This is a genomic window from Clostridium sp. Marseille-QA1073 (assembly GCF_054863625.1).
In genome coordinates this window covers 146,154-167,232 of sequence record NZ_JBSVQM010000002.1, presented here as the reverse complement: position 1 = coordinate 167,232, position 21,079 = coordinate 146,154, and the positions used below count along the sequence as shown (strand labels likewise).

Here is a 21,079-nt window from a genome sequence, read left to right as displayed (position 1 = left end):
AGTTAGAAGTACTAATTTTGACTAGCTATTTTATTAACAATTGTATGAAATAATCTTTTAAAAAGGTATATCGTTTTTAAAAATAAGCTCTATAATTGGAATTAATAAAGAGTATTATATAAGATATAATTCCTTTTATATAAGTTGAGTATATTGAATTATAAATGCTAAGTGTTGTATTAGTATACTGTAGATATAGAAAGAAGAACAGGTTAGTACCTATGTGAAATAACATATTAAGGATTTGAATAAATTTATATTATCTTTGTATATTTGTTTTAAATAAGAGATAGAATAATAAAAAGAGATTTTTAAAAAAAGTTTCTGATATTCTATTGACAACTCCTCCTGTTGTAACTATAATGGTTACAACAGGAGGAGTTAAGCATGAAAATTAGTAGTAGATTCTCTGTAGCAGTCCATATACTGTCTATGTTATCTATGGAAAAAGATAATTTATGTACCTCAGAATGGATTGCTGGCAGTGTAAATACAAATCCAGTAATTATTAGAAGGGTTACTGGAATGCTAAAAAAAGCTGGTATTGTCAATGTAAATCCAGGTAGTGGAGGAGCTTATCTTTTAAGACCTATAGAAAGTATTACTTTGCTAGATATATATAAGGCAGTAGATGTAGTTGAGGAGGGGCAGCTTTTTCAAATACATGAAAATCCAAATCCAAAATGTCCTATAGGTGCTAATATTCAACTTGTGCTAGAAATTATATTACTTAAAGCTCAAGGGGCAATGGAGGATGTATTAAAAAATGTTACAATGAAGGATATTGTTGAAGGTTTGTTAGAAAAGATTAAGTAGAGTTCAACTAAAGATTTTTAATATCGATGTAACTGCTATAGTTACATCGAATATACTACTATTTTTTTATGCTTGTTGTAACTAATTTGGTTACAACACAACAATTAATAAAATTATATTGAAAGGATGATTATTTATGAAAATAGCATTAATTGGGGCAAACGGCAATGTAGGAAAAGTTATTTTAAAAGAAGCATTATTAAGAGGACATCAAGTTACAGGAATAGTTCATAATATATTAAAAGTTAACAGTGAGCAAGATAATTTAAAGTTTATTGAGGGAGATATATTTGACGAAGAAAGATTATCAAAGGCTATTGAAGGAAACGATATAGTTATTAGTGCTTTTGGCCCAAAACATGGAGAGGAAGAAACTTTAGTAGATGCTACTAAAAATTTAATAAATGCAGTAAAGAAAGCAGGTGTACCGCGTCTTTTATCAATGGGTGGAGCTGGAAGTCTTCTTGTAGAAGGGGGTATTAAATTGGTTGAAACAAAAGATTTCCCTTCAGACTGGAAGCCAATTGCATTAGCTCATGGTGAAGCATTAGAGAAGTATAAACAAGAAAAAAATCTTAATTGGACAAATTTAAGTCCTGCTGCATTTATAGAACCAGGAAAAAGAACAGGAGTTTATCGTACTAGTGAAGATTACTTAGTAGTAGATGAAAAAGGTTATAGTCGTATTTCATTTGAGGATTTTGCTTTTGCTATGCTGAACGAAGTTGAAGAACCTAAGTTCTCACGCAGAAGATTTACAGTAGGATATTAATTTAATTGTGAGGGATAAATATATGAAAACAAAAATATATTACGTTATGGATACTATGTGTGGATGGTGCTATGGTTTTAGCGATGTTATAACTAAGATACATGAAAAGTACAAAGAAGTTTATGATTTTAACATTTTACCTGGAGGAATGTGGATAGGTGATAATGTTAAAACTATGAATCATAACCTAGGTGATTATATAAAGGGCCATAATAGAAGAATAGAAGAATTAACTGGTAGAAAATTTGGAGAAGGGTTTAATAAAAATATATTAGAAAATAATAATATATTTTTAGACAGTTTTCCAGGAGCAAAAGCAGTAGTTTTAATCCAAAGATTAAAAAAGGATATGGCTTTTAACTTTCTTAAAAAGATCCAAGAAGCGCTTTTTATAGAAGGAAAGGATACTAATAGTTTAGAGACGTATACTGAAATAGCTGAGAACTTTGGAATTTCTAAAGAAGAATTTGAAAAAGAATTTCTATCAGAAGATTTAAAAGAAGAGACATTTAAATATTTTAATATGGTTTCCGAAATGGGTGTAGCAAGTTTTCCAACAGTTATTGCAGTAGAGGGAGACAAAGGAAGAATAATCTTACAAGGATATGCTAATTTTGAAGAATTAGATAAAATTTTAAGTTAGTTTGTTTATAGTAAAGAATACAATTAAAATAGAAAAAGACCGTGAATAGCATTTAAACAAATGAATTTCATGGTCTTTTATGTTTTGAAACCTTCAATAATAAGTTGCCTTATGATTGAAGGTTGAGATTATCAGTTTTTTACTAAAAGGGCTAAGGGAGAATTAAAATTGAATAACGAATCCCTTTGGGATTTTTTAGAATCTATGATGGAAGCATATACTTTATATACAGAAGAGTTGAACAGACTTTAAAGGGCATTTAATTATATGGGTTTATAAATACAATAAAACACTAGGTATATTAGTATCTGATGCTTTATTTTGTCAAAATTTAAGAGGAAATATAAGCAATATATAAATCATCACATAATAGTCCAGATTTTTATTATGAAAAGCAACTGGAAGATAGTAATTATAGAGGTGTTATAACTAAATATAAAGGGAATATTAAAGCTGTTGTGATAGCATATCAAGTAAATGATATTAATAGATTTAATAGAAAACACATTCATTGTATAATATGATAAGGATGTTTTTATGTATTATGAGCAATTGCAAGTGGAGTTAGAGAATGATATGGATTATTTTCTTTAGTTATTTAACAATATAAAGAGCTAGAGTAAATTTAGTGGAAAAGATGGTGATACCTTGAATAAGAACTTTATAATTGAACAATGTAGAAGACTTGAGGTTATACATCAAGAAGAAAGTGACAAATTGAAAAAAGAATTAGGTAACAAATGGATACTCATTTATAATGATAGGCATAAAAAAATGATGGATTATTTTGTGAATTTTCTTAAAAGTACAGATGATATAGATAAAAGAGCAGCTAAAAAGTGGCTAAAGAAAACCCCAAAAAAAATCCAATGATATTATTAAAAATTTAGATGAAAAATATAATCACTTTTCCAATGACGAAGTTATGAATCAAGAGGATGAAAGAATTTATTATATAAATGATGGGATTATCTGCATTGCTTATACATTAACTAATATTATTAATAAGAAAAGATACATAAGTAAAATAAAGTAGTTTTGGATTGGGAAATATGTCTTAAAACTTTGTAACAATGAAAAGAGCTAATGTTTCTAATAAGGAAATGTTAACTCTTTTTAGTATGCCTAAAAATATTAAGAAAGCGGGAACAAATAAATACACCTAATTTTAATGGAGTATATTAAAAGTTAGCTGAATTACTAAGATTAGAAGTAACTATAAAGATGCATGAATATTATATGAAAAGTTAGCAAATTTGTTTTTATAGAAAGCACTTCTTGACTCTACTGTTAAAGGAGACTTTATACTTATTAAAAAGGGTTAAATATGAAAGGAGTAAATCTATGAGAAATATCATTTATAGAGATATTAAAGAAACTGATTATCAAAGCATTAAGAAATTAATTAATGAAACATGGAGTGTAGAGAAATTTGTTAAAAATAAAAAATTACTTGATAAAGTTCTAGATATGTTTCTAAGTATATGTCTTATGGATAGTTCATTTGGTAAAATTGCAGTAAAAGATGGAGTTGTTATAGGAGTTATTCTTGGTCATGTTCAAAATGAGAAAAAAGCTTATGGAACGGTAAAGCATATTCTAAAAATCTTGAGATATAGCTTTTCACTTTTATTTTATTCAAAAGACGATAAACTTTATGTTATGGAGTATTTAAAGGTATTTAAAGCTTATAAAGAATTAATGAAAAATAAAAAGCATCTATTCTCAGGCAATATTGAGCTTTTAGCATTATCAGAGCAGTGCCGTGGTTTAGGAATAGGCAAAGCTTTAGTAGATAATTTATTTGAATACGTTAAGAGTAAGTCAGTAAAATCTATTTATCTTTATACGGACACTGCATGTAATTATGGTTTTTACGACCATACAGGATTTAAACGACTAGATTCTAAAGAAATTACAATGAATTTAAAACCAAGGTCTTCAAAGAAAACTATTTTTTTATATCAATATCAATTTTAGGCTCAAGAGCAAAGAAGTACATTTCATTTAATGTGCTTCTTTGCTTATTGGTATTTAGAGCTAAAAAGTATATATTTTTTATTAAGAATATCATGTAATAATGTCAAGGAATTACCTTTTGATAAAATAGCAAAACTATCTCTAAAAATATAGTTATAAAAACTGCTTTTATAGAAAACAATTCTTGACTCTACCTTTAAAGGATACATTATTCTTATATAAGAAGGGTTAAATATGAGAGGAGTAGATTTATAGAAAATATCATTTATAGAGATGTTAAAGAGACTGATTATGAGAACATTAAACAATTACTTAACAAAACGTGGAATATAGAAAAAATCGTTCAAAGTAAAAGGTTGCTTGATAAGGTTCTAGATGTGTTTCTAAGAATATCTCTTATGGATAGTTCGTTTGGTAAAGTTGCAGTAAAAGATGGAACTGTTGTAGGAATTATTCTTGGCCATGCTAAAGGTGATAAAAAATGTTATGGATTTTTAAGGCATATTTTTAAAATAGCATTTCAAAGTTTTTCTATTTTGTTTCATCCTAAAAAGGATAGACAGTGTGTTATAGAATATTTAAAGCTATTTAAAACTTATAAAGAATTAATGAAAAACAGAGAGCATTTGTTCGCAGGCAATATTGTACTTTTAGCATTATCAAAAGAGTGTCGAGGTTTAGGAGTAGAGAAAGCTTTAATGTACAATTTATTTGAATACTTTAAAAGTAAGTCAGAAAAGTCTATTTATGTTTATACTGATACTGCATGTAATTATGGTTTTTATGATCATATAGGATTTAATCCAATAGATTTTAAAGAAGTTACAATAAATTTAAAGCCAGCAACTATAAAAGAAACTGTTTTCTTATATCAGTATCAATTTTAAGTTTAAGAGTAACCAGGCACATTTTATTTAATGTGCTTGGTTATCTATTGGTATTTGTATTTGGCAAGTATATGTTTTTATATTAAAAATATCATGTAATATATCTACTTCTATCATTCTATTTATTGTTATATTATTTTGCAGTGCATATGATAATAATTTACTTTTCTGTTGCTCTTCATTATATCTATTGTAAGTTAATGTTAAGTAATTACCCTTTGATAAAATGGCAAAATTATCGTCAGATTTGTCAAAGTAATTTTTATCTATAACTTTAAATGTATATTGAGGTATGGTATTTAGTTCTGAATCCATATTTACATCGTACAAAATACCACTTTCAAAAGTAGCTTTTATTCCTTTTTCTTCAATTACTTTTTCTAATTTAGAGTAATAAATTAATTCTTTAAAATCTCCAGCCTGTTTACAAGGAAAAGTTATAATATATCGTGTATTAATAAATTTTATAGCTATGTTATCATTTTCTACTGCAAATTTAGAATTTTGAAGAGCGCTATTTAAATTATCTATACAATCAATGGATTCATTGATTCTACAAATATTTTCTTTTGCTTGATGAAGCTTAGAATCTAAAAAAGTCTGCAATTCTGTAGAATCAGCATTTTTAAATAGTTCTTGGAGTTCTTTTATACTTGTTCCTATATTTCTGCTTACCTTAATGATGTCAATGTGAATAAACTGTTCTGGTGAATAGTATCTATAACCTGTAAATTTATCTATATAGGCAGGAATAAGTATTCCAACTTCATGATAATATCTTAGTGATTTTATAGTGAGATTTTTTATTTTGGCTACTTCACCAATTGAATATAGATTTTTCATATTTTATTATTCTCCTTTAAGAATCCACATAAAAAATAATAATTAACTATTAAATGGTATTATTCTTAAAATTTATTATAACATTACTAAAATTTATATTAAATATAAATTATTCATTTTATGTTATATATTTCTTACCTTATATTTAATTAAAATAAAGTCTAATTTTAAAGCTTTCCTTAAGTATTTTACAAAGCATACTATATCTTTATAAAATAAAAACGTGAATATAAAATTTCATTTTATTAAATTAATGGAAGCTTTGGTTAACATATTTGTAACTAAGGGACGATTCATAATTGTATTTTAAATAAAGTTACATCATTACTATGAGTATAATAGCCCCCGTAAAAATATCGTAACTAATGAATGACTTACAAACAAAGAAGTTTGTATAGGTATCTGTAAAATTACTAGATTATAAGTGATGGATAACTATACCAACTTATGATAGTATAGTAGTAAAAAAAGGGGATTTGATTACAATGTTTATACAAAGAGGTTATCGCACAAAACTAGGAGATATTCACATACCTATCAAGATTGATTTCCATATCAATGGACCATCAGAATATGATATTAGTTGTTTTGCTGTTGATAAAAATGATCAACTATATGATGATATGTATATGATTTTTTATAATCAATTAAAGTCACCAGATGATGCAATTTGCATGAATGGAACTACATTTAATGTAAATTTAGCTAAATTACCTTCTGAGGTTGTTAAGCTTGTGTTTACAATTAGTATTGATGGTGATGGAACTATGGGTATGATTCATCAAGCTAACATTAAACTATTACAACTTCATCAGGAAGATTTAGAGTTAAATTTGACAGGTAATAATTTTAAAGACCAAAAAGCAATTATCGCCATTGAGATATATAATAAAAATGAATGGCGAATGAATGCTGTGGCGAATGGTTTTAATGGGGGGCTTTCTCAACTATTAAAAGAATATGGTGGAGTAGAGGAGGAAGATGATGAGCCTATGGTATCACAACCAGTGCCAGTTATCCAAGCTTCAAAAATTTCACTAGAGAAAAAGTTAGAGAAAAATGCTCCACAACTTGTAAACTTAGCTAAACCACTAAAATTAGCTTTGGAAAAAAATAAAGTTCCTGATATAGTTGCCAAAGTAGCACTTATACTTGATATATCTGGATCAATGACTAGGATATATAAAAATAGAACGGTTCAATCAATTGTTAATAAAATATTGCCTTTAGCCATACAATTTGATGATAACGAAGAATTAGATTTTTGGTACTATGGAACCAAGCCAAAGAGGATGGACAACGTTACTATGTTCAACTATTATAATGCGGTTCCAGTAGATTATAAGCCTTTAATGCTATCTCTTGGAGGTGGAAATTATGAACCTGCTGTTATGAGAGAAATTATTGAAGAATATCGTAATAGTTCTATACCGGCCTATATTATATTTATTACTGATGGGGGAGTAGGAGCTAAAAGAGAAATTGAGAGCTTGATGGTGGAATCATCACAATATCCTATATTTTGGCAGTTTGTTGGAGTCAGTGGCTTTGGGTATGGAATATTAAAACATTTAGATACAATTAAAGGTAGAGTTGTAGATAATGCTAGTTTCTTTGCTCTAGATGACTTTAATAAAGTTAAAGATAGTGAGTTGTATGATCGCCTATTAAAGGAATTTCCAAGTTGGTTATCTGAAGCAAAAAACAAAGGAATTATTAGGAGATAGCTTAGAAATTAAAAATTATATTTGTTAATTAAAAAAGAAAGCATGATAGTTATTTTCTTTTTCGTAGTGGACAACCATTAAGAAAATTTTACATATCATCATAGGCTTTGATAGATGAACTCTAATACTTTTTACATATAGTATTTTTAATATATACAGAAGTAAAAAAGAAAGAAGCTGTTTTAAAAGAACAACTTGAAGAGGGCTAAAGACTAGCTCTGCAAGCTTATCACATGGGAAATTTGGTCAATTTTGCTCTCAAATAGATAACTAATTGTATTAAGAGAATTATTTACAATTAATTATATTGTCACATACATGAAAAAGAAAAAGGACTAATTATCTTTACAATTTAAAGGATATATCTTAAATTAAGATGTATCCTTTTTCATAAGAAATTAAGGATTAATAATTAAGAATGAAGAATTATTTTAAAAAACTGCAAAGGCTTTGACGGTGAGTTTTAATCATAGATACTAGTATTTATTAATGTTAATTATTTTACTATAACACATTATAGAAACGTTGATATAATAGGATTCTTAAATAGTCTTATTCTACTTAATTGTAAAAAATATAAATTATAGTGAAATTTACAGGAAAAAAGTCTTTAAAATTTTTAATTATTATGGTAGTATTTGTTTTGGAAAGCTTTAGCATATATGTTATCTGCATTGATTATTTAGCTGTTCTCAATGGAAGGTTACTATATTATGTTAGAGTTTTTTTGTTGTAAATAATGTGAATTAGATTGACTAGCAAAATAGATTATTATACATATAAACATTTAGTTTAATTTAGTAAAAGTTCCTTAAAATAATTTTCTAGGTTTAATAATAAATAATTAAAAAGTATTTATACAATTAGAAACATTAACTGTAATATAGTCATTAAATCTAGTAATACTCTAGTACATATCATTTATATATAATTATTCAGTGAGAAAAAATAATTATATATATTAATAATTGTCGACAATAGGTTTATATATAGTAATAATTATTACTATTAACTAAAACTCTTTATAAAAGGTGAGATGATAGATGATGATGGAAGATGTAAAAGGTAAAAAAAACAAAGTGAAATTAGTAAGCCTTACTGCCATAATTATATTATTTTTAGTACATCTAACTGGATGTAGAAGTGATTTATGGAAGAAAGATTCGAAAGAAAAGGATGCTTCTCCATCTAAGATAGAGACAAATGAAAATATACCTAAATATGATGGGGAAAAAAGTAAGGCTATTTCTTATGTATATACTACAAAGAGAGAGTTGACTCTTACTTTTAGTGGTATGGGTGATGAAAAGATGATGAAACAGCTTCTTGATGAGCTGGACAAGTTTCAAATAAAGGCAGTATTTTTTCTTCCAGGAATGAGAGTAGCAGAGGAACCAGAAATTGCAAAAGAGATATTAAAAAGAGGGCATGAAATCGAAAATAATACTCTAAATAGAGTGGATTTAACTGAGTTGAGTTATCAAAATATATATAAAGAAATACAGAAAACTAATGAAATAATTAAAAAGGAAACAGGAGTAAGTCCAAAGTATCTGAGAGCCAAGTCTGGGAAGTACAATGATGATGTATGTCTAGCTGCTGCACAAAGTGGATTGGAAGCAGTTATTACTTACAGTATTAACCCTAAGGATTGGGATATGAAAGGTGCAAAAGAGATTGGTGATTATATAGAAAAATATATTACTCGTGGAGGAATAATAGCTTTAAATGCTGATAAAAATCCAGCGGTTATCCAGTCAATTCCATTAATTGCAAAAGCTGTTGATGATGTAGGGTATAAACTAGTGCCTTTAAGTAAATTACTTGAAGGTAGTTATGAGAGAAAACCACTTCAGGCCATAAAAGGATATGATGCAGCTAAAATAAATGAAAAGATTAGAGAAAGTCAATACGACATTGTATATAAGATAAATACAGATAAAAAAGAAATTGCTCTCACATTTGATGATTGGGGCAGAGATATTACAATAACAAAAATATTAGATATTTTAGATAAATATAATATTAAAGCTACATTTTTTTTAAGAGGAAATGGAGTTGAAAAGAATCCGAATCTAGCAAAGGCTATTGTTGAAGCAGGGCATGATGTTGCTAATCATACCTATAGTCATCCGGTAATAACAAATATAACACCTGAAAAATTACAGTATGAGGTTGTAAAATGTCATCAAGTACTTACTGAAGCGCTCCAAGAGCAGCCAAAGATGTTTTTTAGACCTCCTACTGGAGAGATTAATGAGGCAACAGCTAAAATAATAGCAGATTGTGGCTATAAAACAATTTCTCTATTTGATGTAAGTCCACATGATTGGGATGTAAAGAATAGTGCAGAAGATATTGTAAACTTCATTCTTGAAAATACAGATAAGGGAAGCGTCATATTACTTCATCTTCAAGATGAGATTAGTACTGTTGAAGCACTACCGGTTATAATTGAGAATTTAAAAAGTATGGGATATTCTTTTGCTACAATATCTGAACTTATGAATAAATAAGATATAAAACTAGATTAAGTTGATATAGGAGTCTAATATGGAAACTTAAGATATATTTTTGAAAATAAATTTTCTATAAAAGTAGCTTAAATTCTTATAAATTAAAGATTAATAATTAAGAATGAAGAATTTAGGAGAAAATTCACATTTAGTGAATTTCTTAGAATAAAATTTATTAAAAACTCTAAAGGCATTGAGGTTGGAGTTTTAATCATAATTCTTCATTCTTAATTTAAAATCATGCATTAAGTTAAATTTTCATTAAGGAACCCTATATAAGGTATTTTTAATGTTACACAAATAATTAAATTTATAATGTAGATTGGAGATATATTCTTGTTTAGAAAAAATAATAAAAAGAAAAAAAACGTAATTGAGGTACTGCCTGCTCCAAAACCAGACAGACGTATCATTTCAAATGCACCAGATCCAGAAAATATACGAAAATTAAAAGATCGTAGAGGTCTAAAAAGTATTAAATTAGAAGATAGAGAGTATGAAGCAGACGATATACAAAAGCTACATATGTTAAGTTTAAGATATATGGCTAATTTTGATGTTATATTAGTCAATCATAATGAAAAAAAGAAAAATAAGATAAAAGCTCGAGCTATTGATATTTCTTCAACGGGAATTTTAGTTGAACTGGAAACTACGGATGTTGAATTTGATGTAGGAGATAAATATAAGATTAAATTCGATCTTCCACCGGGCACTATGCCAGAAGGATTTGAGTCTAAAGTTAATACTGATGGCAAGGTGGTAAGACATTTCACTAAGCAAAACGAGGATGTAGAAAAGCTTTGTGTAGCTTTCGAGTTTGAGAAAACTCTCTTTGACTATTTTCAAAAAAAACGATGGGGTTATTCTGTATATACTGCAAGTACTATTTTATTTGTAGTAGTATCAATTATCATGCTTATGCGTGTTGAAAGTGTTATATATTTCAAATACAATATATTCTTATACTTTTATAGTATCATTGCAGCAGCATTCTTGCTATCCAGATATTTTTTTGGAGCATTATATAGGAATGTGCCTATAAATCCTAACTACACTCCAGGAGTATCAATAATTGTACCTTGTTTCAACGAAGAGCAATGGATTCAAAGAACTATTTTAAGTTGCATTAATCAGGATTATCCTATAGATAAACTAGAAGTAATTATTGTTGATGATTGCTCCACAGATAGATCTGTGGAAAAAATAGAAGAGATAGCAGAAAAACTTTATAATGAGGCAGAACGTTATAAGCTTAAGGAACGTTTAACAGTATTGAAATTATCTCAAAATGGAGGTAAGCGTGTAGCACTGAGTAAAGGTGTGGAAAAGGCAAAACATGATTTAGTTGTCTTTGTGGATTCCGATAGTTTTTTAGAGCCTGATGCAATAAAAAATCTTGTTCAACCTTTTCAAGATCCTAAAATGGGCGGTGTTACTGGCCGTACAGATGTTGAGAATAAATATACTAACTCAGTTACAAAGATGCAGACCGTTCGTTATTATATTGCCTTTCGTATTATGAAAGCAGCAGAATCATATTTTGATAGTGTAACTTGTCTTTCTGGTCCACTATCCTGTTATCGCAAGGAATTAGTAATTGAGCATAGAGATGTTTGGCTTAATCAAAAATTTCTTGGACAACCTGCTACTTTTGGAGATGACCGTAGTATGACTAATTTTATTATGAAAAATCATCGTACTGGATATCAAGATAGTGCAATATGTTCTACTATTGTTCCATCAGATACAAAGGTTTTCTTGAAACAACAGATGCGATGGAAACGATCATGGTTGCGGGAATCTTTAAGAGCTGGTTCTTTTATATGGAGGAAGGAACCTTTTATGGCATTGTTTTTTTACATAGGTCTTATAGTACCTATTGCTGCGCCAATAGTAGTGCTGTACAACTTTATTTATGTTCCTATTGTTCATAACGTGTTTCCAACTACTTTTATTTTAGGAATTTTACTCATGGCATTACTGATGAGTTTTGCACATTTATTATTCCGAAAAAGTAAGTTATGGATTTTTGGAATAGTATTTTGTCTTTTTTATGAAGTGGTGCTTTTATGGCAGATGCCAGTTGCTTGGGTGACCTTTTGGAAATCTACTTGGGGAACGAGAGAAACACCTGAAGATATAAAAGCAAAAAATAAAAAAGCAAGGAAAAAGAATAATAAAAAGAATGATAAAAAGAATGATAAAATTAAAACCAGCATTTAATTCTAAGTACTATTAAAGCATTAGACTTTTAAGATTTCTTTTTTAAAAGTACATTTTGCATCAGATAAATAAGTAGATCTTCATGATAGTTTAGGTTATCGTGGAGTTCTGATGAAGGAGTATGAGTAAGATAGGTAAGCATACTGATTAGTTATTTTTAATATGTCTTATCTATAGAAAGATTGCAAAGTAATATGTGAGGGATGAATAAACATGAATAAAAATACTCGCAGTAATGAGCTGAATTATCGTAAGAAAAATCGTATTAAAGTGATTAGAACAGTAATACAAGTAATTATTTTATTGTTTTTTTCAGCGTTACTAATTAAAGCACTATTTGGTATTAAAAAATATGAAGAACCAGATAAGACACAGTGGAAAAATAAAAATGGTTTTATTGCATTGTCGTATTTTGGGGTAGGGCGATCTGGTACACCTAAATTAATAGCTAAAAGCCAATTAGATAAACAACTAGAGACTCTCTATAATTTAGGTTATAAAACTATATCTCAGCAGGATATATTAGATTTTTACAATGAAGGAAAACCCTTACCTGAAAAAGCACTTTTTTTAACTTTTGAGGATGGACGAAATGACTCTAGTTTGTTTGTACAACCAATGCTTGAAAAGTATAATTACAAAGCCACAATGCTTTCTTATGCTGATAGAATAGAAGGAAAAGATTTCAAGTTTCTTCAATCAAAGGATTTGTTAAAGTTAATGAAAAATGGGTTCTGGGAGCTTGGAACAAATGGCTATAGATTGTCATATATAAATATATTTGATAGATACAATAATTATATAGGAATGAAAAGTGAAGCTGAATTTAAAGATAAAAAAAATGCAACATATTATGACCATTATCTTATGGATTTTATCCGTGACAAGGATATGATTCCAATAGAAAACCGAACTGAAATGGAATCACGGATAAATCAAGATTATATTAAGATGGAAGAAGTTTATAATCAGAAACTTGGTTTTATACCTCAAGTATATATGATTATGCATGCTAATTCCCTTTATAATGGTATGAATAGATTAGTTGAAGATGTAAATTCACAGAATATACAACAAAAATTTAAAATTCATTTTAACCAAGAGGGAGCCAGTTACAATAGCAGCACTGAAAATCTATATAATCTTAAAAGGTTACAGCCTAACCCCTATTGGTATACAAATCATCTTTTGATGAAGATAAATAAGGATACAGGACAGAATCTAACCTTTGTAGTAGGAGACGAAAACCGTGGAAAACAATGGCAACTGATTAATGGAGCTGCAGAGTTTATAGGAAATAGGATTGTTCTTACATCTCCAGTAGAAGATAGCGGTATATTATATTTAAAAGATAGTGATGACTATAATAATATTAAGTTAAGTACTAGAATCGAAGGAAATGTAGTAGGCAGGCAAAGTATAGTTATTCGTTATGATAGAGAAAATAACTCTTTTATAAATATTGCATTTCAGGATAATCAAATTATTGTTGAAGAGAAAGCACCTATGAAAGAGATTAAAAAATTATTTTCTTATAAATTTGAAGATATAAAATTGGATGGTGAGGAAATATCACCTCAAGATAGTAAGGAATCCTCTACTAAAGTTGAAACACCAAATAATAGTGTGGTTGAAACAAAGGAATATCCCATTAATATTCAAAAAAGCAGAAATGTTGAGATTATTATGAGTGGAAATAAATTAGAAATTTGGGTAGATAACATTTTAGTAACAAAAGATATACAAATAGACAATGCCATATCAAAGGGTGGAGTAGCATTAGAGTCCCAATACAGTGAAATCAACAAAAAAGACACAATATACGATGGGGTATTTGATGATTTAAAGATTCAACAGATTATAAAGGAAGAAGATAGTGAAATGTCTATTCTGTTTTATAATGGCTATACTAAATCTCAAAAGATAGCTAAAGATATACAAGACTTTTTCAATTCATTAGTTGACTGGGCAATAGAAACTTTTTAAAGATAAGGTATCTTCAAGAAATAATAGGACGACATTTTGGGTTATTATTTTTTTAAGATGTCTAATGTGAATGGAGATAAAGAGATGTTTCTTAGGAAGAAAGATTATAAAAAGATATTTTTCATAATTATAATCACTATTATAGTTTTTATTTTAATCCTATATCGTGGAATAGGACCTGCTTCAAGTAATAATGGAGATATACCTAAAGAAACCCATGAAAAGATATCAGTCTGGATTGTTGATTGGCAATGGGAAGCTGGGATTAAAGACCTCAAAGAAATTGAGGAAAACTTGTCCAGTTTGCAGGTCTTTGCAGCATATTTTGATTATCATGATAATTTGCATTTTACAAATGAATTTAATGAGGCTCTACCTGAAATTATGAAAATTAACAGTGATAATAAGTTAGCTAATTTATATATCACAATTGTAAATGATAGATTTAATGAAGAGGGAAAAGCTGTTCAGAAGGATCCAGAATTATTAAAAAGGTTGATGGCAACAGAGGAAAGTAGGAATAATCATATAGATGAAATTATCAATATGGTTACACAAAAGGGATTTAATGGAGTAGAAATTGATTATGAAAATATAGATGACGATATATGGGAAAATTATATTGATTTTTGCTCTAAACTGTATCAAAAACTTAGCAGTATTGATAAATCTCTTAGAATTGTTTTAGAACCTAAGACTCCTATAGACAAGTTAACATTGCCAGAAGGACCTGATTATGTGATGATGGCTTATAATCTTTATGGATATCACAGCGGTCCAGGACCTAAAGCAGATGAAGCTTTTATACGTGATTTAGGTATAAAGATGGAGAAGATCCCAGGGGATAAAATTATAGCCTTTGCCACAGGAGGATTTGATTGGAGTGAAGATGGGAAAGTTACTGCTTTAACAGAAATTGAGGCAATTAAATTATCAGAAAAAGCAGTTGATAATCTTAAACGAGATGAATCAAGTGGAAGTGTATATTTTAATTATTTTGATGATAATAATATTAACCATACTGTTTGGTATGCAGATAATAGAACATTAGACAAATGGTTTAACATTTCAAAACAATTAAGATATAACAAAATTTCACTATGGAGATTAGGAGACATGCAACAGAAAACACTGGATTATCTTAATCTTGATGCTAATTATTAAAAAATTTTAAATAGGCAAATTAAATTTAAAGAAAGAAGATTTTTAATATAGCTTTTGCCATGGTGAAATCTTACTTTGACAAAATGAGCTCTACAAATAAATACAGTTCATATGGGAATATATAATAAAGTTATGTAAGTTAATGTTGTTATCTTTAATAAATATCTATATAATTAGCATTTAAAATAAAATTATTATAAAGAATAAGGAAAGGATGCGGGATGAGTTTCGCATCCTTTTTTCATTATCTTTTATAAAATTTAAGATTATATTAAATTTAGGTAATTATTTTTGATATATTAGATAATTTATATGTTTTTTTATATCTATAAGGTGACATTATAATACATTAAACACAAAAAATTGACAGAAAAGATTGACAATAGACAATTGGTATATTAAAATATACATAATGTGGAGAATCTTGTAAGAATGAATAAAAAGAGGAAATAGAATAATAAAACTTATCAAATTTAATATTGTATTAAGAATACTTTTCACATCAAATTTTGGATGTGAAAAGTCTTTATTATGTTTAAGACAGATTATAAAAATACCATTTATGTTTCATATATTATTATCGATAATATTAATATGCATTATATATATGATTTCTTAGTAATAAATTAATTCATAAAGAGTTAATTTCAACTAAAATTACAAATTTTGCATTATGAATTGAAATACTAAAGGGTGCAGCTATATTAGCTATGCATTAACTTCTTAGGTAGTAATAGGAGTATTTATTTGGATATCTTAAAAAATAGCTGTAAGTATGCTAATTTATTTTGTGCTATGTTGCTTCACAGAATCTACTGATACTGCTATTGTCAGTGGAATCTATTGACCTGCGTTGTACAAAATATTTAGTCAATCTTTCACTAGTTATTTTATTTGAGATATCTTAAAGTATTTCAAGGTTATAAAACTATATTTATGAAAGGGTGTGGGTATTTTGAAATTTAAAAAAATATCAAATGTTTCTTTATCTATGAAATCTAAAATTATATTAATAACATCACTGATAATAGTGTTGTCAAGTTTTTCTATGGGATACATATTTTATAGTAATATGTATTCTCACACTGTAACTCAACTACAAGGAGATGCTTTAAACATTGCAAAGTCAGCTGTTACAGTAATCGATGGAGATGAATTTGAAAAACTTTCAAAATCTTTAAATGGAAGTGATAAATTTTATATTGATACAAGAAAAAAGCTACAAGCATTAAATAATAGTATCGGGAAAGGTATGTTATATACCTTTGTATCAAATGACTCAGACAATTATACATATGTAATTGATGGAAGTGATGCAAATGTAGAAATAGGATATAAGCAACCAAAAGCTGATTTTTCAGAAGAGGCAAAAAAAGCCTTTGATACAGGTGAAGCACAGGTAAGTGAAATGTATTATGTTGAATCACTTAAGAATTATTATATATCAGCTTTTGTTCCAATATTAAATTCTGCTAATAAAGTAGTTGGAGTAGTAGAATATGATTATAGAGGTTCAGACCTTTCAGAAAGGACACATCAATTAACTGTAATAATAATCTTAGTTACCCTTGTCTTAATTGGAATTTCTATAATTATTAACTATATTGCTTCAAAAATTATGCTTAAACCGATGGGAGCACTAGTGAAATCAATAAATACTATTGCAGAAGGAGATTTAACTTCACCTATTGACACTTCTAGAAAGGATGAAATAGGTAAGATTAACATTGCATTAAGTAAGACTGTTGACTCATTAAGAGATATGATAGAAAAAGTTCAAGTATCTTCTAAAAAGGTTACAGAAGCGGCTCAAGGAATTCTAGAAAGTTCATCAGATTCATCAAGTGCTTCTGAGGAATTGACTATATCTACAAATGAAATTTCTTCAATATCAACTGAGCAAGCTACGAAAACACAAAATATAAAGGATGTTTTAGATAAATTAGATTCTGACATTCAAAATATTTTTACACAAATAAATCATACTAATAAAATTGCGTACAAAACATTAGAAGATACTAATAATGGAACAGTAGTAATTAAAAATACTAAGAATCAAATTGATAATATTGAAAGTAGTATCAATAATGTAAATTCAGTTATTACAGAATTAGCGCAAAGTATTAATAAAATACAAGGTATATTAACAACAATATCAAGTATTGCTGACCAAACTAATCTCCTTGCATTAAATGCAGCAATTGAAGCAGCAAGAGCAGGTGAAGATGGGAAAGGCTTTGCTGTTGTAGCAGATGAAGTTAGAAAACTTGCTGTAGAGTCAAACGCAGCAGCTAGTGAAGTAGTAGATATAATTGGATTTATGAATGAACAAACAAATAATGTTTTACAGGCAGTTTCTGTCAGTGTAAATATGACAAAAGAGGGTAAGAAATATACTGATAATGTAAGTGATACTTTTGAAGTAATAAAAAATTCTAATGCAGATATAGAAAGCAAAATAGTTGAGATTAAAAATTCAGCTAGCGAAATAGTATCAAATATTGGAAATATAAATGAAAGTATGAACGAAATTGATAAAGTATCAAAAACAATAGATACAAATGCTATGAATTTAGCAGCAGTAACTGAGGAGCAAATGGCTTCATCAGAAGAATTTAAAGCAATGTCTGAATTCTTAAATAGAGAAGCTGAAGTATTAAACGAAAGTATTTCTAAGTTTAAGGTATAGACAAGCATTTAGAATCAACAAATGTAAAATGCCAGGTGTAGAAGTAATTAAGTTATTAATACCTTTTACACTTGGCATTTATTATAATATACTAATTTTTATAAGTCTCTTACTATTTTTTAGTATTATTTACTATTGGAATTTCTACAAAACTTTCACTTGTATTAAATGTAAAGTTTGTAGTTTTTAAAGGTCTTACAGTAAATTCAGCATCTGTAGATAGTATTATTAAGCCTATCTTGTGACCTTTTTTAACAGTATAATCCATTGGTTGCATGTCCAAATTGAATGTATATTCTTGTCCAGGATTTATAGTATCTACACGATAATTTGCTACACGATTTTGTGCATCCATCCAACCACGAGAAATAACTTTATAGTCTGTTTTTTTACTATCCATAACAAAGTTTATTATATCATCAGAACCTGCATTACCACCGTATATTATACCATTAGGAACTACAACTTCTGTTTCTGTTGTAGGTCTATATTCAGGGCCATAATCTACAAGCATTGCACTTATATTGGCAGTAGGTTGATCTATAGACGCTTTTATAGAAACATTTACAGTTCCACTTATTCTTGTATCTTCAGTAACAGGTTCGCTTACATAGGATAAACGATCAGGTCTTTTTACCTCAGGTTCTTTAGCTATTGTATCTAGCCATTTAGTGAAATCAGGATTTTCTCTATCAAATTGTGATAATGATAAGTCATCAGAAAAAGTTTCTTTTAAATCTTTTTTTACTGGACTAAATGTTAATTTACCATTTGTACCATCATTATCAAGATAAAATTTAGTATTTGCTCCTTTTACAGGCCAAGTATCGAAGGTTTCCCATTTAAGGTCTGTATTGTTTTGTATTGTAGCAGTAGGAATATCTTCCATTACATTGTTGTCTATATCATAAAGCCAATGAGCAAACCATCTACCCATTATATCATTATAATCTATTCCTGCTAAATTATTAATGCTCATATGATCCCCTTGATGTAATATAACTTTACGTGGCACATCATATTTTTCAAGCTCTTTCCATAACATATCAAATTGTTTAGTTTTTACATTCCAGTCGCTAAGACCATGAACTAAGAATACGCTTGCCTTTATTTTGTCAGCATTATTTAAATAATTACGCTCGTCCCAAAATGTATTGTAGTCTCCTGTGTCACGATCTTGATCAATTTGCATCTGTTTTATATTCTTTTCAAATAATTCTTTTACTGTAGAATAATCTTTAGGATCAAACATTCTGCTCATACAGTATGTTGCTAATAAATCAGCATCATCTCCTTGCCAACCTAAAGCTGGAGAAGTTACGCCATTTGATCTATAATAATCGTACCAGTTGCTTATTGCGGCTACAGGAACTACTGTTTTTAATCCTTCTACTCCTGTTGTTGCTGCAGCTATAGACAATGTACCTAAGTATGAGGTACCTGACATTCCTACGCTTCCTGTGCACCAGTCTGCAGACACTTCTATATTATCAGTTTTATTTGTGAATGCTTTAGTTCTTCCATTTAACCAGTCTATTACAGCAATAGTTGATATTGTTTCATCCACTGAACCAGTACTTGTAACACCTTCAGAACCTAAAGTTCCTATACCACCAGAAAATACTATTGCATATCCACGAGGTAAGAAGTAATTATACCATCCACCAAATTCAAAAGGTGCAACTCTTCCGTTTCCTGCTTTACCTGAAACTTTTCTTGGAGCAGGAATTGTTTTTTCCACTGGTTTATACTTTATGTCTTCATAAGTTATGTTACTTTGTGGACTTACAGTTAAATCTTTATCTACATTATGAGTAATATAAAGGTCATCATTTGTTCCAGGACGATAAGGGCTTACCTCAAATATTGCTGGAACCTTCATTCCTTTTTCAGTTTCAATAGGACGTTTTATCCATACTTCAAGTAAATCACGTTTTCCATCAAGATCTGTATCTTGTGGTGATTCCACATAAACTTTTTCATAGATAGCCTCATCATGTTTAAATATAGGTTGAGGCTTTCCGTCAAATACAAGTATTTCTGGTACATCTTTATTTTTATTAAAATCCATCATAAAACCAGATTCTAATAATACTTCAAAATATTCACGACCACTTTTTGTCTTCGCTTTTAAACAATCGTTAAGTGCTTTTGCAAATTCATCATTTGTGAATTTACTTTTTTCTGAAGGATTAAGACCAATAGATTTTGCAAATTTTATTATATTTTTATTTGTAAAATCGCTTCCTTGCTCATATCCTAATAGTTGAAGAACAATCTTATAAAATTCTTCTTCACTTACAGATTTGTTTGGGTTAAATTTATCTTTATCAGCTTCTATTAAGCAAGCTTTAGGATTTGCTTTTATATATGCAAGTATATTTCTCTCTTCTATGGAACTTACTGATTTATAATCTGAAAAATTTTCTGTTCCTTCAAATTTTTTAGCTTCATCTTCAAGTCCATTTAACCTTAAAAGTATAGTTGCAACTTGTATTCTTGTAGGTTGTTTTGCTGCATATTCAGATGTTAATCCTTTTTCATCACCTTGAATTAGACCAAGGTTATTCATAGCAGTCATCTCTTCACTGATGATATTAGTAGATGATTTAATATCATTTGTAGCATATGCAACTGGAGTTACTGAAAACATTAATGTAAAAGTTAATACAATAGATATAATTTTTTTCACAACTTATCCCCCCTAATAAATGTCAGGCTCTTTAATTAATTAGTTGGCCTTATCAAATTTTGTCCTGTTTTTCAGTTACTTTGTTAAAAGTTTTTTATTTTAATTTAAAATTTTAAAGAATCTCTCATCATCTCCTCT

At 28.4% G+C, this 21,079-nt stretch carries 14 protein-coding genes; 12 read left to right on the top strand and 2 right to left on the bottom strand.

Going from position 1 to position 21,079, the window contains the following annotated elements:
• Window positions 1-387 precede the first annotated feature (387 nt).
• The 6 genes from ACY1IQ_RS02595 to ACY1IQ_RS02570 all read left to right on the top strand — a co-directional run bounded on the left by ACY1IQ_RS02595 (window position 388) and on the right by ACY1IQ_RS02570 (window position 5,098).
• Complete coding sequence (locus tag ACY1IQ_RS02595; RefSeq protein WP_461612492.1) at window positions 388-816, top strand: Rrf2 family transcriptional regulator; 429 nt, start codon at window positions 388-390, stop codon at window positions 814-816.
• A 136-nt stretch (window positions 817-952) separates the two neighbouring features.
• Window positions 953-1,588 carry an NAD(P)-dependent oxidoreductase gene (locus ACY1IQ_RS02590; RefSeq protein ID WP_461612491.1) on the top strand — a complete coding sequence of 212 codons (636 nt, stop codon included), beginning with the start codon at window positions 953-955 and terminating at the stop codon, window positions 1,586-1,588.
• A 22-nt stretch (window positions 1,589-1,610) separates the two neighbouring features.
• Window positions 1,611-2,231, top strand: a complete 621-nt coding sequence (locus ACY1IQ_RS02585; RefSeq protein ID WP_461612490.1) for a DsbA family protein — start codon at window positions 1,611-1,613, stop codon at window positions 2,229-2,231.
• Window positions 2,232-2,879: 648 nt separating this feature from the next.
• Complete coding sequence (locus ACY1IQ_RS02580) at window positions 2,880-3,104, top strand: hypothetical protein (RefSeq protein ID WP_461612489.1); 225 nt, start codon at window positions 2,880-2,882, stop codon at window positions 3,102-3,104.
• Between the two features lie 471 nt (window positions 3,105-3,575).
• On the top strand, window positions 3,576-4,211 hold the full coding sequence (locus ACY1IQ_RS02575) for a GNAT family N-acetyltransferase (protein ID WP_461612488.1): 636 nt from the start codon (window positions 3,576-3,578) through the stop codon (window positions 4,209-4,211).
• Window positions 4,212-4,609: 398 nt separating this feature from the next.
• Window positions 4,610-5,098 (top strand): N-acetyltransferase, encoded by a 489-nt coding sequence (locus ACY1IQ_RS02570; RefSeq protein ID WP_461612487.1) that lies wholly within the window; start codon window positions 4,610-4,612, stop codon window positions 5,096-5,098.
• A gap of 27 nt (window positions 5,099-5,125) precedes the next feature.
• Here the strand turns inward: ACY1IQ_RS02570 and ACY1IQ_RS02565 are convergent, their stop codons facing one another.
• Window positions 5,126-5,941: a MerR family transcriptional regulator gene (locus tag ACY1IQ_RS02565; RefSeq protein WP_461612486.1), complete on the bottom strand. Its 816-nt coding sequence runs from the start codon at window positions 5,939-5,941 to the stop codon at window positions 5,126-5,128.
• Window positions 5,942-6,426: 485 nt separating this feature from the next.
• Between ACY1IQ_RS02565 and ACY1IQ_RS02560 the strand changes: the two genes are divergently transcribed.
• The 6 genes from ACY1IQ_RS02560 to ACY1IQ_RS02535 all read left to right on the top strand — a co-directional run bounded on the left by ACY1IQ_RS02560 (window position 6,427) and on the right by ACY1IQ_RS02535 (window position 18,249).
• Window positions 6,427-7,668: a VWA domain-containing protein gene (locus tag ACY1IQ_RS02560; RefSeq protein WP_461612485.1), complete on the top strand. Its 1,242-nt coding sequence runs from the start codon at window positions 6,427-6,429 to the stop codon at window positions 7,666-7,668.
• Window positions 7,669-8,711: 1,043 nt separating this feature from the next.
• Complete coding sequence (locus ACY1IQ_RS02555; RefSeq protein WP_461612484.1) at window positions 8,712-10,184, top strand: polysaccharide deacetylase family protein; 1,473 nt, start codon at window positions 8,712-8,714, stop codon at window positions 10,182-10,184.
• A gap of 336 nt (window positions 10,185-10,520) precedes the next feature.
• Window positions 10,521-12,410 carry a glycosyltransferase gene (locus ACY1IQ_RS02550; RefSeq protein ID WP_461612483.1) on the top strand — a complete coding sequence of 630 codons (1,890 nt, stop codon included), beginning with the start codon at window positions 10,521-10,523 and terminating at the stop codon, window positions 12,408-12,410.
• Window positions 12,411-12,623: 213 nt separating this feature from the next.
• The gene (locus tag ACY1IQ_RS02545) at window positions 12,624-14,396 is read left to right on the top strand and encodes a polysaccharide deacetylase family protein (RefSeq protein ID WP_461612482.1); all 1,773 of its coding nucleotides are present in this window, start codon (window positions 12,624-12,626) and stop codon (window positions 14,394-14,396) included.
• 84 nt (window positions 14,397-14,480) lie between these two features.
• A complete protein-coding gene (locus tag ACY1IQ_RS02540; RefSeq protein WP_461612481.1) occupies window positions 14,481-15,560 on the top strand; it encodes a glycosyl hydrolase family 18 protein in 1,080 nt (359 codons plus the stop codon).
• A gap of 955 nt (window positions 15,561-16,515) precedes the next feature.
• On the top strand, window positions 16,516-18,249 hold the full coding sequence (locus ACY1IQ_RS02535; RefSeq protein WP_461612480.1) for a methyl-accepting chemotaxis protein: 1,734 nt from the start codon (window positions 16,516-16,518) through the stop codon (window positions 18,247-18,249).
• Window positions 18,250-18,361: 112 nt separating this feature from the next.
• Here ACY1IQ_RS02535 and ACY1IQ_RS02530 read toward each other — a convergent pair whose 3' ends face one another.
• The gene (locus ACY1IQ_RS02530) at window positions 18,362-20,941 is read right to left on the bottom strand and encodes a Xaa-Pro dipeptidyl-peptidase (RefSeq protein WP_461612479.1); all 2,580 of its coding nucleotides are present in this window, start codon (window positions 20,939-20,941) and stop codon (window positions 18,362-18,364) included.
• Window positions 20,942-21,079 lie beyond the last annotated feature (138 nt).

Bases quoted from the DNA above. Each gene is read 5' to 3' on its own strand.
- ACY1IQ_RS02595 (WP_461612492.1), top strand. From the start codon at position 388: ATGAAAATTAGTAGTAGATTCTCTGTAGCAGTCCATATACTGTCTATG.
- ACY1IQ_RS02590 (WP_461612491.1), top strand. From the start codon at position 953: ATGAAAATAGCATTAATTGGGGCAAACGGCAATGTAGGAAAAGTTATT.
- ACY1IQ_RS02585 (WP_461612490.1), top strand. From the start codon at position 1,611: ATGAAAACAAAAATATATTACGTTATGGATACTATGTGTGGATGGTGC.
- ACY1IQ_RS02575 (WP_461612488.1), top strand. From the start codon at position 3,576: ATGAGAAATATCATTTATAGAGATATTAAAGAAACTGATTATCAAAGC.
- ACY1IQ_RS02570 (WP_461612487.1), top strand. From the start codon at position 4,610: ATGGATAGTTCGTTTGGTAAAGTTGCAGTAAAAGATGGAACTGTTGTA.
- ACY1IQ_RS02565 (WP_461612486.1), bottom strand. From the start codon at position 5,941: ATGAAAAATCTATATTCAATTGGTGAAGTAGCCAAAATAAAAAATCTC.
- ACY1IQ_RS02560 (WP_461612485.1), top strand. From the start codon at position 6,427: ATGTTTATACAAAGAGGTTATCGCACAAAACTAGGAGATATTCACATA.
- ACY1IQ_RS02555 (WP_461612484.1), top strand. From the start codon at position 8,712: ATGATGATGGAAGATGTAAAAGGTAAAAAAAACAAAGTGAAATTAGTA.
- ACY1IQ_RS02545 (WP_461612482.1), top strand. From the start codon at position 12,624: ATGAATAAAAATACTCGCAGTAATGAGCTGAATTATCGTAAGAAAAAT.
- ACY1IQ_RS02540 (WP_461612481.1), top strand. From the start codon at position 14,481: ATGTTTCTTAGGAAGAAAGATTATAAAAAGATATTTTTCATAATTATA.